This is a genomic window from Candidatus Methylomirabilota bacterium (assembly GCA_036001065.1).
In the GTDB taxonomy this organism is placed as follows: Bacteria; Methylomirabilota; Methylomirabilia; order Rokubacteriales; family CSP1-6; genus MNEF01.
Genome location: DASYUQ010000024.1, coordinates 1 through 12,981, shown reverse-complemented (window position 1 = coordinate 12,981; position 12,981 = coordinate 1). Strand labels below are relative to the sequence as shown.

General features: G+C 70.8%; 15 protein-coding genes. All 15 read left to right on the top strand.

Annotated elements, in window-relative coordinates; genetic code table 11:
- Positions 1–239: hypothetical protein (locus VGV13_02200; GenBank protein HEV8639889.1), on the top strand; the 239-nt coding region annotated here is incomplete at its 5' end.
- Between the two features lie 46 nt (positions 240–285).
- On the top strand, positions 286–1,032 hold the full coding sequence (locus VGV13_02195) for a class I SAM-dependent methyltransferase (GenBank protein ID HEV8639888.1): 747 nt from the start codon (positions 286–288) through the stop codon (positions 1,030–1,032).
- A gap of 38 nt (positions 1,033–1,070) precedes the next feature.
- The gene (locus VGV13_02190; protein HEV8639887.1) at positions 1,071–2,063 is read left to right on the top strand and encodes a hydroxyacid dehydrogenase; all 993 of its coding nucleotides are present in this window, start codon (positions 1,071–1,073) and stop codon (positions 2,061–2,063) included.
- A 12-nt stretch (positions 2,064–2,075) separates the two neighbouring features.
- Positions 2,076–2,864 carry a putative hydro-lyase gene (locus tag VGV13_02185; protein ID HEV8639886.1) on the top strand — a complete coding sequence of 263 codons (789 nt, stop codon included), beginning with the start codon at positions 2,076–2,078 and terminating at the stop codon, positions 2,862–2,864.
- Positions 2,747–3,598, top strand: a complete 852-nt coding sequence (gene pxpB, locus VGV13_02180; GenBank protein ID HEV8639885.1) for a 5-oxoprolinase subunit PxpB — start codon at positions 2,747–2,749, stop codon at positions 3,596–3,598. Before VGV13_02185 ends, pxpB begins: the two co-directional genes overlap by 118 nt.
- Positions 3,595–4,515 carry a biotin-dependent carboxyltransferase family protein gene (locus VGV13_02175; protein ID HEV8639884.1) on the top strand — a complete coding sequence of 307 codons (921 nt, stop codon included), beginning with the start codon at positions 3,595–3,597 and terminating at the stop codon, positions 4,513–4,515. The genes pxpB and VGV13_02175 overlap by 4 nt, the downstream gene beginning before the upstream one ends.
- Positions 4,515–5,840 carry an aspartate aminotransferase family protein gene (locus VGV13_02170; GenBank protein HEV8639883.1) on the top strand — a complete coding sequence of 442 codons (1,326 nt, stop codon included), beginning with the start codon at positions 4,515–4,517 and terminating at the stop codon, positions 5,838–5,840. The genes VGV13_02175 and VGV13_02170 overlap by 1 nt, the downstream gene beginning before the upstream one ends.
- A 5-nt stretch (positions 5,841–5,845) precedes the next feature.
- A complete protein-coding gene (locus VGV13_02165; protein HEV8639882.1) occupies positions 5,846–6,634 on the top strand; it encodes a 5-oxoprolinase subunit PxpA in 789 nt (262 codons plus the stop codon).
- A gap of 73 nt (positions 6,635–6,707) precedes the next feature.
- Positions 6,708–6,893 carry a hypothetical protein gene (locus VGV13_02160; GenBank protein ID HEV8639881.1) on the top strand — a complete coding sequence of 62 codons (186 nt, stop codon included), beginning with the start codon at positions 6,708–6,710 and terminating at the stop codon, positions 6,891–6,893.
- A gap of 65 nt (positions 6,894–6,958) precedes the next feature.
- Positions 6,959–8,074, top strand: a complete 1,116-nt coding sequence (gene gcvT, locus VGV13_02155) for a glycine cleavage system aminomethyltransferase GcvT (protein ID HEV8639880.1) — start codon at positions 6,959–6,961, stop codon at positions 8,072–8,074.
- Positions 8,075–8,126: 52 nt separating this feature from the next.
- Positions 8,127–8,519 (top strand): glycine cleavage system protein GcvH, encoded by a 393-nt coding sequence (gene gcvH, locus VGV13_02150; GenBank protein HEV8639879.1) that lies wholly within the window; start codon positions 8,127–8,129, stop codon positions 8,517–8,519.
- Complete coding sequence (gene gcvPA / locus VGV13_02145) at positions 8,519–9,862, top strand: aminomethyl-transferring glycine dehydrogenase subunit GcvPA (protein HEV8639878.1); 1,344 nt, start codon at positions 8,519–8,521, stop codon at positions 9,860–9,862. The genes gcvH and gcvPA overlap by 1 nt, the downstream gene beginning before the upstream one ends.
- The gene (gcvPB, locus tag VGV13_02140) at positions 9,862–11,493 is read left to right on the top strand and encodes an aminomethyl-transferring glycine dehydrogenase subunit GcvPB (GenBank protein HEV8639877.1); all 1,632 of its coding nucleotides are present in this window, start codon (positions 9,862–9,864) and stop codon (positions 11,491–11,493) included. The genes gcvPA and gcvPB overlap by 1 nt, the downstream gene beginning before the upstream one ends.
- A 108-nt stretch (positions 11,494–11,601) precedes the next feature.
- Positions 11,602–12,480 (top strand): lipoate--protein ligase family protein, encoded by an 879-nt coding sequence (locus VGV13_02135; protein ID HEV8639876.1) that lies wholly within the window; start codon positions 11,602–11,604, stop codon positions 12,478–12,480.
- Positions 12,458–12,904 carry an NUDIX hydrolase gene (locus VGV13_02130; GenBank protein HEV8639875.1) on the top strand — a complete coding sequence of 149 codons (447 nt, stop codon included), beginning with the start codon at positions 12,458–12,460 and terminating at the stop codon, positions 12,902–12,904. The genes VGV13_02135 and VGV13_02130 overlap by 23 nt, the downstream gene beginning before the upstream one ends.
- Positions 12,905–12,981 lie beyond the last annotated feature (77 nt).

Here is a 12,981-nt window from a genome sequence, read left to right as displayed (position 1 = left end):
GGGGGGCGACGGTGGTGGAGGTGACCGAGGAGACCTATCCCTGGGTGAAGCCGCTCATCGACCGGGACTTCGCCCGCGACTACCAGGGCCAGGACAGCCGGGGCCATTTCCACCTGAGCGACCGGCTCGGCCGTCTGGAAGCGATGCCGCAGTTCTACGGCCAGGTGATCGCCAGCCTCATCCAGCGGGCGGCCCTGCTCTTCGAGCTCGGCGTCCTCAAGCGCGGCGACGCGGCGTGACGGCCCGCCGTACATGGCCGGCGCCGCGCGGCTATAATGGCCCGGCATGTTCCAGAGCGAGCGGTTCTTCCGGGAAGCGTGGCCCGCCATCTCCCAGGCGGTCGGGTCGCCGGCCGACGCCGCGCGAGCCGTGCAGTGGATCGTGGGCCGGGCCGGACTCAAGCCGGGGGCCCGGGTGCTCGACGCGCCCTGCGGGTTCGGCCGTCACTCCATCGAGTTCGCCGGCAAGGGCTACAAGGTCACCGGCGTCGACTTCAACGAGACCGAGCTGGGGCGGGCCCGGGAGAGCGCGCACGGCGCCGGCGTGTCGCTCAACCTCATCTGCCAGGACATGCGCGACATGGATTTCTCCGGCGAGTTCGACCTCGCCCTGAACCTCTTCAGCAGTATCGGCTACTTCTCCGACGACGAGGACCGCCTCCTGCTCGACCGCTTCTGGCGCGCGCTGAGCCCGGGCGGCGTCTTCGTCCTCGACACGCGCAACCGCGACCAGTGCGTGCGGTCCATGCCGCGGGAGGAGCGGCAGCGCTTCGAGGACTGGACGCTGCGCATCGAGAACTCGTTCGATCCCATCACCAGCCGCTGGCTGGCCCGCTGGTGGCGCCTGCCCGCCGGAAGCGACGACCAGCCCGGGGACCTGATCGGCGAGAGCGAGATCCGGCTGTACTCCGCGCACGAGCTGCGCGCGATGCTGCGGCCCGAGCGCTGGAGTCGCGTCGACCTCTACGGCGCCCTCGACGGCACGCCGTTCTCTCTCGACACGCCCCGACTCGTCCTGGTCGCCCGGAAGTAGGAGATTCCCCCGGCGTTTCTCGAAAAGGAGAATGATCGATGGCCAGTGACAACCGGCCGCTCGTCGTCGTCAGCGGCCTCCTCCACCCCGATGGCAAGGCGCTGCTCGAGAGCCAGGCGCGCGTGGTGATGACCGACGACCCGACCGAGGAGGCGATGATGAAGACCGCCGCCGAGGCCGACGGCATCCTGTTCCGCATCCGGCCGCGCTGCACGCCCGCCCTAATGGCGGTCTGCAAGAAGCTGCGGGTGGTCGGCCGTCACGGCGTCGGACTCGACACGGTGGACATCCCCGCGGCGACGCGTCTGGGAATCGCCGTGGTCCACGCGCCGGGCTCGAACTCCCAGGCCGTGGCCGAGCACGCGCTCATGCTGATGCTGGCCTGCGTCAAGCGCACGCTCCAGGTCGACCGCCTGACCCGGGCGGGCGACTGGACCGCCAAGCAGCGGGCGGTCGGCAACACCGAGCTCAGCGGCAAGACGCTCGGCATCGTCGGCGTCGGCAACATCGGCCGGCGGGTGGCGAAGTTCGCGGGAGCGGTGGGCATGCGGGTGCTGGCCTACGACAAGTACGTGCCGGCCGACGAGGTGCGGCACCGTGGCGCCGAGCCGGTGGGGAGCCTGGAAGAGCTGCTGCCGCAGGTGGACGTGCTCACCTGCCACACCCCGCTCACCGAGCAAACGCATCACATGATCAACGCTCGCACGCTGGCGCTCATGAAGGACGGGGCCGTCTACATCAACACCTCCCGCGGCGGCGTCCAGGACGAGCGCGCGCTCTTCGAGGCGCTCACCCGAGGCAAGCTGGCGGCGGCGGGCGTCGACGTCTTCGAGGAAGAGCCCGCCCCCGTCGACAATCCGCTGCTCAACCTCGAGAACGTCGTCGTGTCGTCCCATGTCGCCGGCGTCACCAAGGAGGCCAACCGCCAGATGGGCGTGCAGGTGGCCGGCGAGATGCTGCGTGTGCTGCGCGCCGAGAAGCCGCAGGTGCTGGTGAATCCGGAGGTCTGGCCGCGCCTCGGAGTCCGGTAGTAGAATCCCGGTATGCCCATCGACTCGCGCCATCCCCGCGAGATCCGCGCCGACATTCGGCGGGGCAAGCTGGCCGGCGTCACCGCCGGCCTCGGTCAGGGCTATGTCCAGGCGAACCTCGCCGTGCTGCCCCGGGACTCCGCCTACGACTTCCTGCTCTTCTGCCAGCGCAACCCACGACCCTGCCCGCTGCTCGAGGTCACCAACGTCGGCTCGCCGGAGCCGGTGGGCGTGGCGCCGGGCGCGGACCTCCGCACCGACCTGCCGCGCTACCGGATCTACAAGGACGGCATGCTCGCCGACGAGGTCACCGACGCCACGCCGTACTGGAGCGACGACCTCGTCGCCTTCCTCCTGGGCTGCTCGTTCACGTTCGAGTGGGCGCTGCTGGAGGCGGGGATCCCGCTCTGGCACGTCGAGCACGGCAAGAACGTCGCGATGTGGCGGACGTCGATCGCCTGCCGGCCGGCCGGCGTCTTCCACGGGCCGATGGTGGTCTCCATGCGCCCGATTCCAGCCCCGCAGCTCTCGAAGGCCGTCACCGCCAGCGCGCGGTTCCCCAACGCCCACGGCGCCCCCGTCCACATCGGCGATCCGGCGACCATCGGCATCCGGGACATCACGAAGCCGGAGTGGGGCGATCCCCAGGAGTTCCGGCCGGGCGACGTGCCGGTGTTCTGGGCGTGCGGGGTGACGCCCCAGGCGGTCGCGCTGGCCTCCCGGCCGCCGTTCATGATCAGCCACAGCCCGGGGCACATGTTCATCACCGATGTGCCCAACTCCACGCTGGCGGTCCTCTAGGCCCGCGGGGATCAGGCGAGGCGCCTCTGAGATTCCTGCCCGCGGGAGACCTCGCCGTTTCTGTCGTGCTCGGCGAGGAGATCAGCGTCGAGCTCAACACGCGGGTGCGCGCGCTCGAGTTCCTCATCCAGCAGAAGGGGCTCACCGGCGTCGTGGAGACGGTGCCCGCCTTCGGCACGCTGCTCGTGTACTACGATCCGCTTGCCGTCGAGTACGACGCGCTCTGCGCCGCCATCAGCGAGCTGGCTCCCCGGGCCGATACCGCGGTGCTGCCGCCGGCGCGCAGCGTGGAGCTGCCCTGCTGCTACGATCCGGAGCTCGGCTTCGACCTGGCCGCCGCCGCCGAGCGCCTCGGCCTGGCGGTGGAAGAACTGGTGAGGCTCCACGCCGGGGCGTCGTATCTCGTCTATTTCATCGGCTTCACGCCCGGGCTGCCGTACATGGGCGGGATGCCCGAGCGCTTGCGGCTGCCGCGCCTGGAGACGCCGCGCACACGGGTGCCGGCGGGGAGCGTCGGCATCGGCGGCATCCAGTGCTGCATCTACTCGGTCGACAGCCCCGGCGGGTACTGGATCCTCGGTCGCACGCCCCTGCGCCTCTACGATCCGGGCGCGCCCGACCCGATCCTGCTGCGTCCGGGCGACCGCGTTCGCTTCCGTCGCATCGACCGCCCGGAGTTCGACTCGATCAGCGCGGCCGTCGGCGCGCGGACCTTCCGGCCGGTGATCGCGTGATCCGCATCCTCGAGCCGGGGCCCCAGACGACCGTGCAGGACCTCGGCCGTTGCGCCTACCTCCGCTACGGGATTCCGCCCTCGGGGCCGATGGACCGCGCGGCGTTCGTCCTCGCCAACCGCCTGGTCGGCAACCCGGACGGCGCCGCCGGGCTCGAGTGCACCGTGATCGGTCCCCGCTTCGAGGTCATCGCGCCGTGCGCGATCGCCGTGACCGGCGCCGCCATGCCGCTCACGCTCAACGGGCAGGAGGCGCCCGCCTGGACGACGCTGGCGCTCCGGGAGGGCGACGTGGTCAAGCTCGGTCCCGCGGGCGCCGGCGTCCGCGCGTACGTCGCCTTCTCGGGGGGAATCGACGTGCCGGAGGTCCTGGGCTCGCGCTCGACCTACCTGCGGGGCGGGCTCGGCGGTTTGGAGGGACGGGCGCTGCGCAAGGGCGACACGCTCCGGCTCTTCCCGGCGGCGCTGCCGCCCCTGCGGCGGGTACCGCCTTCGGCCATCCCCGACCTGGCCGCCGAGCCCGAGATCCGCGTGGTCCTCGGACCGCAGGCGGATCGGTTCACCGCGGAAGGGCTGCGGGCGTTTCTGGCCGGGCCCTACGAGATGCTGCCGCAGTCCGACCGGATGGGAGCGCGGATGCGCGGTCCGAGGATCACGCACACGCGCGGGCACGATATCGTCTCCGACGGCATCGCGCTCGGGAGCATCCAGGTGCCCGGCGACGGCCAGCCCATCGCGCTCCTGGTCGACCGCCAGTCCACCGGCGGCTACACCAAGGTGGCCACGGTGTGCTCGTTCGACATCGGTCGCCTCGGGCAGGTCAAACCGGGTCAGCACCTCCGCTTTCGCGCCGTCGCGCTGGCCGAGGCCCATCGCGCGCTCCAAGCGTGGCAGGCGTCTCTCGAGGAGGTCCTTTGATGGCCATCGACAAAGAGCTGAACGAGTACCTGGCGAAGACGAGCCGGTCGCGGGCGCTGCACGAGGAGGCGACGGCGGTGATGCCGGGCGGCAACAGCCGCACCACCACCTTCTTCGATCCCTATCCCTTCTACGTCCAGCGCGGGCAGGGCGCCTACGTCTGGGACGCCGACGGCGTGGCCCGGCTCGACTTCAACGGCAACTACACGAGCCTCATCCTCGGCCACGCGCCGCCCGACGTGGTGAAGGCGGCCCAGGAGGCGGCCGCCCTCGGCATGTCGTTCCCGGGGCCGACCGAGCACGAGATCCGGCTGGCGGAGATCCTCACCCGCCGCATTCCGTCACTCCAGACGATGCGCTTCACCAACTCCGGCACCGAGGCGACCATGAACGCCGTGCGCGCGGCCCGCGCCTTCACCGGACGGCCGAAAATCGCGAAGTTCGAGGGCGCTTATCACGGCACCCACGACTGGGTGATGGTGAGCGTGTCGCCCGACCTGAAGGCCGCCGGGGGTCGGCGCCACCCCAAGCCGGTCGCGTGGTCGGCCGGGCTGCCGCCCGCCGTCCTCAAGCACACCGTCGTGCTGCCGTGGAACGACGCCGAGGCGTGCACGCAGATCATCGAGAAGGAGGCGGCCAACCTGGCCGCCGTCCTCGTCGACCCGCTGCTGGGGATCGGCGGCATCCTGCTGCCCGCCGACGGCTTTCTGGAGCAGCTCCGCGCCGTCACCGAGCAGCACGGCATCGTCCTGATCTTCGACGAGGTGATCTCGCTCCGGATCGCCTGGGGCGGCGCCCAGGAGCGCTTCGGGATCCGTCCCGATCTCACGACGCTCGGCAAGATCGTGGGCGGCGGGCTGCCCGTGGGCGCCTTCGGCGGCCGCGCCGACATCATGGCCGCCTACGATCCGCGGCGCGGCGGCGCCCGGATCAGCCACGGCGGCACGTTCAACGCGAACCCCGTCACGATGGCGGCGGGCGCGGCCACGCTCAACGCCCTCACGCCCGAGGCCTACACGCGCCTGGACGCGCTGGGCGAGCGCCTGCGCGGCGGCGTGACGCGCCTGCTGACGGCGACGCGCCGGCGCGGCCAGGTGACCGGGGTCGGCTCGCTCTTCTGCCTGCACTGGACGGCGGGCCCCCTGACCGACTATCGCTCGAGTCGCCCCAAGGACCCGGAGGCGCCGGCCCGGGTCTTCCTCGGGCTCCTGAACGAGGGCATACTGCTGACCCAGCGGGGCCTGGGGGCCTGCTCGCTGGCGATGACCGACGAGGACATCGACCGTTTCATCAACGCACTGGCCCGAGTACTGGCGAGGGAGTGACCATCATGGCGACTCGGAAATTCATCGACCTCAACTCCGACATGGGCGAGAGCTACGGCCGCTGGACGCTCGGCAACGACGCCGAGATCATGCCCTTCATCACCTCCGCCAACGTCGCCTGCGGCTACCATGCCGCCGATCCCCATGTGATGCGCAAGACGGTGGAGCTGGCGCTCAAGCACGGCGTGGCGGTCGGCTCCCACCCCGGGCTGCCCGACCTCATGGGCTTCGGCCGCCGGGTGATGGACGTCTCGCCCAAGGAGGTCAAGGACTACATCTGCTACCAGACCGGCGCGCTGCGCGAGTTCGTGCGCGTGACCGGCAGCGACCTGCAGCACGTCAAGCCCCACGGCATCCTCTACAACATGATGGAGAAGGACGAGGCGCTGGCTGCGGCCGCCGGCGAGGCGGTGATGGAGTCGGGCGGAGCCAAGCTCATCCTCATGACCGCCGCCTCCGGCCGGTACGACGCGACCTGCCGCAAGATGGGCGTGCGCGTGGCCTCCGAGGGCTTCGCCGACCGCGCCTACAACGTGGACGGCACGCTCGTCTCCCGCAAGATCCCCGGCTCGCTCATCACCGACCCGCCGCAGGCAGCGGCCCAGGCCGTGAAGATGGCGATGGAGGGCAAGGTCCGCACGATCGACGGCGTGGAGATCGACATCTCGGTGCAGACGATCTGCTGCCACGGCGACACGCCCGGCTCCGATCGCATCGTCCGGGCGGTGCGCGAGGGGCTCGACAAGGCCGGCTGTCAGGTGAAGCCGCTGCGCGACTGGCTGCCGGCGGCCTGATCGAGGGGCGGTTGTCGAGGGCGCGGAGCATACCTTCATCGTCGGGCTCGCGAACGACGAGATCGGCTACCAGATGCCCTTCGCGAAGTGGGACGACAGCTGCCACACGTGCGCGCCTTTCATTCTCGCCGGCGTTCCCGGGTTGTGCCCGATACAGCCGATCGACTGCGACACGGTGTTCGTGAACAACGTCGGCCGCCAGGTCGATCCGGCGATCACGAACGCCCTCGCTCCCCTGATCGACGCGCTCGAACGATGAAGGGTGAACGCCAACGAGGGCCCACCCTTGACCCTTCCCCGCGGCAATGATTTACTGAGGCGCTCATGGACATGCCCCTCAAGCGGACACCTCTCTACGGCATCCACGTCAAGGCCGGCGCCCGCATGGTGCCCTTCGGCGGGTGGGAGATGCCCGTGCAGTACACGTCGATCGTCGAGGAGCACCGGGCCGTCCGGGCGGCGGTCGGCCTCTTCGACGTGAGCCACATGGGCGAGTTCGAGGTCGAGGGGCCGGAGGCGCTGGCGGCGCTCCAGCACTTGACGACCAACGACGTCGGGGCGCTCGAGGCCGGGCAGGTCCAGTACTCGCTGCTCTGCTATCCCGACGGCGGGATCGTCGACGACCTCACGCTCTACCGGCTCGGCCCCGAGCGCTTCATGATGACCGTCAACGCCGCCAACATCGACAAGGACTGGGCCTGGGTGACCGAGAGGTCCGCGACGCGCCGGGGCGCGCGGTGGCGGAACGTCTCGGCGCAGACGGCGCTGATCGCCGTGCAGGGGCCGCGGGCCGAGGCCCTCGTCGGCCGCCTGGCCGACCGCGACGTCGCCGCCATCGGGTACTACCGTTTCGCCGCCGGCGCCGTCGCCGGAGGGCAGGCGCTGATCTCCCGCACCGGCTACACCGGCGAGGATGGCTTCGAGCTGTACGTGGGGGCGGCCGACGCCATGCGGCTCTGGCAGGCGCTGCTCGACGCCGGAGCCGGCGCCGGCGCCCGGCCGATCGGGCTCGGCGCGCGCGACACCCTGCGTCTCGAGATGCGCTACGCGCTCTACGGCAACGACATCGACCAGACCACCAACCCCATCGAGGCGGGGCTGGGCTGGGTGGTGAAGCTCGCCAAGGGCGAGTTCATCGGCCGGGAAGCCATCGAGCGGGTGAAGAGCGAGGGGCCGCGCCGCCGGCTGGTTGGGCTGGAGATGGCCGATCGCGCCGTGGCCCGCCACGGCTACCCCGTCCTCAAGGACGGCCAGGCGATCGGGATCGTGACGTCGGGCTCCTACGGGCCCTCGGTCGACAAGTCGATCGCGCTCGCCTACGTGGACACCGCGCACGCGGCCGTCGGCACCGAGCTGGGCGTCGACATCCGCGGGCAGGCGCGGCCCGCACGGGCCGTCAAGACGCCGTTCCACCCGCCACGCGTGAAGAAGGCGCCGTGACATCCCCGGCCGGCGGCGGCCGGGCACCGGCGGCCTCTATAAGGAGGTGACGATGTCCAACATTCCGACGGATCTCAGGTACACGCGCGACCACGAGTGGGCGAAGCGGGAGGGCGGCAACGTCCGCGTCGGCATCACCCACTACGCCCAGGAGCAGCTCGGCGACGTCGTCTTCGTCGAGCTCCCAAAGGTCGGCGCCAAGGCGGCCCAGCGCCAGTCCTTCGGCGTGGTGGAGTCGGTGAAGGCCGTGTCCGATCTCTACGCGCCCGTGTCGGGGGAGGTCGTCGAGGTGAACGCGCAGCTCGGCAAGACCCCGGAGCTGGTCAACCAGGACCCCTATGGCCGCGGCTGGATGATCGTCATCAAGCCCTCGAACCCCGCCGAGTGGGACCAGCTGCTCACCGCCAAGCAGTACGAAGAGCACCTCGCCCAGGGCCCGCACTGATGCGCTATCTGCCCAACACGCCGCAGAACCAGCGCGCGATGCTCGACGTCATCGGCGCCCGGGCGATCGAAGATCTGCTGGTCAAGATCCCGGCCAAGGCCCGCCTGTCGCGGCCGCTCGGGCTGCCGCCAGCCCTGGCCGAGACCGATCTGATCCACCTCCTGCGAGGGCTGGCGGCCGAGAACGCCGACGCCGACTCCTACACCTGCTTCGCGGGCGGCGGCGCCTACGACCACTACGTCCCCAGCCCCATCAACCACCTGATCTCGCGCGGCGAGTTCTTCACGGCCTACACGCCCTATCAGCCCGAGGCCAGCCAGGGTACGCTGCGGACGATCTACGAGTACCAGACGATGATCGCCGAGCTGACCGGGATGGACGTCGCCAACGCCTCGATCTACGACGGCGGGTCGGCGCTCGCCGAGGCCGTCCTGATGGCGCGCGACATCACCGGGCGCCACGAGGTCGTGATGACGGCCGGCGTGCATCCACTGTCCCGGCGCGTGGTCGAGACGTACGGCCAGGGACTCGGTCTGCAGCTCCGGACGGCGCCGCTGGGAGACGGGATCACCGACGCCGACGGCCTGCGCAAGGCGGTCTCGAGCAAGACGGCGGCCATCGTGGTGCAGTCGCCGAACCTGTTTGGCTGCCTCGAAGAGATCGCGGACGCGGCGGCGGTCGCGCACGAGGCCGGCGCCTTGCTGATCGCGTCAGTCGATCCGGTGAACCTCGGCGTGCTCGAGGCCCCGGGTGCACAGGGCGTCGACATCTGCGTCGGCGAGGGACAGGGGCTCGGCGTCCCCCTGGGGTTCGGCGGCCCGAACCTGGGCGTGCTCGCGGTGAAGAAGGACTTCATCCGGCGCATCCCGGGTCGCCTCGCCGGCGCGACGGTGGACCTCGACGGCCACCGGGGCTTCGTCCTGACTCTCCAGGCGCGCGAGCAGCACATCCGCCGGGAGAAGGCCACGTCGAACATCTGCACCAACGTGGCGCTCTGCGCCCTGATGGGCACCATCTACATGTCGATCATGGGCAAGGCGGGACTGGTCCGGGTGGGTGAGCTGTCGACGGCCAAGGCCCACCATGCGGCCGGGGTCCTGGCCGCGGTGCCCGGCGTGCGGCTCCGCTTCGGCGCGCCGTTCTTCAAGGAGTTCACGCTCGCGCTGCCGAAGCCACCCGAGCGGGTGGCGCGCCGGCTCTTGAAGGACCGCATCCTCGCCGGCGTTCCGCTCGCGCGGTTCGACCGCAAGCTGCGTGACTGCCTCGTGGTCGCGGTCACCGAGCGGCGGACGCGCGCCGAGATCGACGCGTTCGCGGCGGCGCTGGCGAAGGCGGTGGCGTGATGGCCGAGGAAGTGCGAGGCGCAGCCGAAGGCGAGCCGAGCGAAGCGTCGAAGCCGGTGCGAGGCGCAGCCGAAGGCGAGCCGAGCGAAGCGTCGAAGCCGAGCTACGACAAGCTGATCTTCGAGCTGTCATCGCCCGGTCGGCACGCGTTCTCGCTGCCGGAGCCGGATGTGCCGAAGAGCGATGTGCACGCGCTCCTGCCGGAGCGGCACCTGCGCCGGCAAGGGGCCGAGCTGCCCGAGGTGTCCGAGGTCGACGTCATCCGCCACTACTCCCGTCTGAGCCGCCTCAACTACGGTGTCGACACGCACTTCTATCCCCTCGGCTCGTGCACGATGAAGTACAACCCGAGGATCAACGAGGACATGGCGCGGTTGCCGGGCTTCGGCGCCTTGCATCCGCTGGCCCCGGAGGAGGCGAGCCAGGGCGCGCTCCAGCTCATGCACGAGCTGGCGGCGGACCTCGCCGAGATCGCCGGCATGGACGCCGTGTCGCTGCAACCGGCCGCCGGGGCCCAGGGCGAGCTCGCCGGCGTCCTCATGATCCGCGCCTACCATCTCGCCAACGGCGAGCGCCGCACGAAGGTGCTGATCCCGGACTCCGCGCACGGCACGAACCCCGCGTCGACGGCGATTGCCGGCTATCGGGTCGTCCAGCTCAAGTCCGAGGCGAACGGCGAGGTCGACGTCCTCGACCTCGAGCGGAACCTCGACAACGAGACGGCCGCGTTCATGCTGACGCTGCCGAACACGCTCGGGATGTTCGAGCCCCGGATCATCGAGATCATCGAGAGGTGTCACGCCAAGGGCGTGCAGGTGTACATGGACGGCGCCAACCTGAACGCCATCCTCGGCATCGTCAGACCCGGCGATCTCGGATTCGACGTCTGCCACTTCAACCTCCACAAGACGTTCACGACGCCGCACGGCGGCGGCGGCCCCGGCGCGGGGCCGGTCGGCGTGAAGTCGCACCTGATGCCGTTCCTGCCGACGCCGGTCGTCACCCGGCGCGAGGGCCGTGCGAGGCGCAGCCGCAGGGGAGCCGAGCGAAGCGCCGACGCCAAGGCCGGCGGTGCACCGACCTACGCGCTCGACTGGAACCGCCCCAAGTCCATCGGCAAGCTCCAGACCTTCTGGGGCAACTTCGGGATGCTCGTCCGCGCCTACACGTACATCCGGACGATGGGGCCGGCGGGGCTGCGCAGCGTCTCCGACAACGCCGTGCTGAACGCCAACTACGTCATGAAGCGCCTGGAGCCGTACTACGACGCCGGCGCTCCCGGCCCGTGCATGCACGAGTGCGTGATGTCGGCCCGGCGACAGAAGAAGCTCGGCGTCACCGCGCTCGACATCGCCAAGCGGCTGCTCGACCTCGGCTTCTACGCCCCCTCGATCTACTTCCCGCTGATCGTGGAGGAGGCGCTGATGATCGAGCCGACCGAGACGGAGTCGAAGGAGACGCTGGACGAGTTCTGCGACGCCATGATCCGGATCGCCAAGGAGGCGGAAGAGCACCCCGCGGTGATCCACGACGCGCCCCTGACCACGCCAGTGCGCCGCCTGGACCAGACGCGCGCCGCGCGGTACCCGGACTTGCGCTGGCGTCCGCCGGCGGAGTCATCGCGAGTCTGATCGGCGCACGATCCGACCGGGGGCAATGACACGATGATTCGCGCCCGTTCGAGCGCCGGCTTTGCCGGCGCAACCGAATCCTGGGGGGAGTCTCGAGGGGGGCCCGTCTTGCGAGCCGCAGGCGAGGCGAGCCATCCAATCGAGTCAGCGAAGCTGTCCCCCTCGACGAGGCCCTGGCGGCTCATCGTCACCGAGCCTCTCGACGGCCCCACCAACATGGCGATCGACGAGGCGCTCTGGCGCAGTCGGCTCGCCGGGGATGGACCCCCGACGCTCCGGTTCTTCGCGTGGGCGCCTCCCGCCGTGTCCCTGGGGTACGGGCAGCGGCTCGATCGCGGCGTGAACGTCGACGCGTGCCGGGCCCTGGGCGTCGGGCTGGTGCGACGACCAACCGGTGGCAGCGCGATCTATCACGATGGGCCCGAGCGCGAGCTGACGTACAGCGTGGTCGCTGCCGTCGACGACTTCGCCGGCGCCGTCGGGGTCCTCCAGTCGTACGACTGGATCAGCAGGGGCCTCGTGGCGGGGCTGCGGCGGCTCGGGGTCGCCGCCGAGATGGTGCCGGTCATGCCGTCGGGCTCCGAGCCGCCCGCGTTCTGCTTCGCGCGCACCGGGACCTACGAGATCGAGGTCGGTGGCCGCAAGCTCGTCGGCAGCGCGCAACGGCGCCGGATCGGCGGCTTCCTGCAGCATGGAAGCGTGATGCTCGGCGTGGATGCCGCCCGCGTCCGGCTCATCTTTCCCGGGGGTGATCCCCTCGCGGGCATGACCACCGTCGAGGCGGCTCTCGGACGCCGGCCCTCGTTCGACGAGGTCGCGTCCGCGCTGGCCGACGGGTTCGCGGAGGCGCACGGGCTCGCCCTCGTGCCTGGCGGACTCAGTGACGCCGAGGCGCGCGACGCGGAGCGGCTGGCCCGTGACAAGTACGGCACCGACGCATGGACGGAGCGCTCTCGAGTCGCCGATGGCTTCGCGCGAGTACCCTGACCTTCCCCGCGTGGGCGTGGGCGCGGTGGTGCTCGACGGCGATCGAGTGCTCCTGGTCAGGCGCGGACGGCCGCCGGCGTTCGGCAAGTGGAGCCTCCCCGGAGGCCTGGTGGAGCTCGGCGAGACGACGCAGGAAGCGGCGCGGCGCGAGGTGCTCGAGGAGTGCGGGCTCGACGTCCGCATCGGCGCCGTCGCCGGCGTGCTGGACCGCGTCGTCAGCGACCCCGACGGACGCGTCCGGTATCATTGGGTGCTGGTCGACTACGTTGCCTATCCCGAGTCCGCCCACGTCGTCGCCGGCAGCGACGCCGCCGAGGCCCAGTGGGTTCGGGTGGCCGACGTCCACCGCTACGACACCACTGACGGCCTGATCGAGATGATCGATCGGGCCGTCGTGCTCGCGAAGGGAGAGACGGGAAGATGAAGGTCGCGCTCGTGACGAAGGCACTCGGGGACGTCGACGCCGACGTCCTCGTCGTCGGCCTCCAGGCCGAGGAGAAG

Excerpts from the sequence above, each read along its gene's own strand:
- VGV13_02195 (HEV8639888.1), top strand. The coding sequence starts at position 286 with ATGTTCCAGAGCGAGCGGTTCTTCCGGGAAGCGTGGCCCGCCATCTCC.
- VGV13_02190 (HEV8639887.1), top strand. The coding sequence starts at position 1,071 with ATGGCCAGTGACAACCGGCCGCTCGTCGTCGTCAGCGGCCTCCTCCAC.
- VGV13_02185 (HEV8639886.1), top strand. The coding sequence starts at position 2,076 with ATGCCCATCGACTCGCGCCATCCCCGCGAGATCCGCGCCGACATTCGG.
- VGV13_02170 (HEV8639883.1), top strand. The coding sequence starts at position 4,515 with ATGGCCATCGACAAAGAGCTGAACGAGTACCTGGCGAAGACGAGCCGG.
- VGV13_02165 (HEV8639882.1), top strand. The coding sequence starts at position 5,846 with ATGGCGACTCGGAAATTCATCGACCTCAACTCCGACATGGGCGAGAGC.
- VGV13_02160 (HEV8639881.1), top strand. The coding sequence starts at position 6,708 with ATGCCCTTCGCGAAGTGGGACGACAGCTGCCACACGTGCGCGCCTTTC.
- gcvT (HEV8639880.1), top strand. The coding sequence starts at position 6,959 with ATGGACATGCCCCTCAAGCGGACACCTCTCTACGGCATCCACGTCAAG.
- gcvH (HEV8639879.1), top strand. The coding sequence starts at position 8,127 with ATGTCCAACATTCCGACGGATCTCAGGTACACGCGCGACCACGAGTGG.
- gcvPA (HEV8639878.1), top strand. The coding sequence starts at position 8,519 with ATGCGCTATCTGCCCAACACGCCGCAGAACCAGCGCGCGATGCTCGAC.
- gcvPB (HEV8639877.1), top strand. The coding sequence starts at position 9,862 with ATGGCCGAGGAAGTGCGAGGCGCAGCCGAAGGCGAGCCGAGCGAAGCG.
- VGV13_02130 (HEV8639875.1), top strand. The coding sequence starts at position 12,458 with ATGGCTTCGCGCGAGTACCCTGACCTTCCCCGCGTGGGCGTGGGCGCG.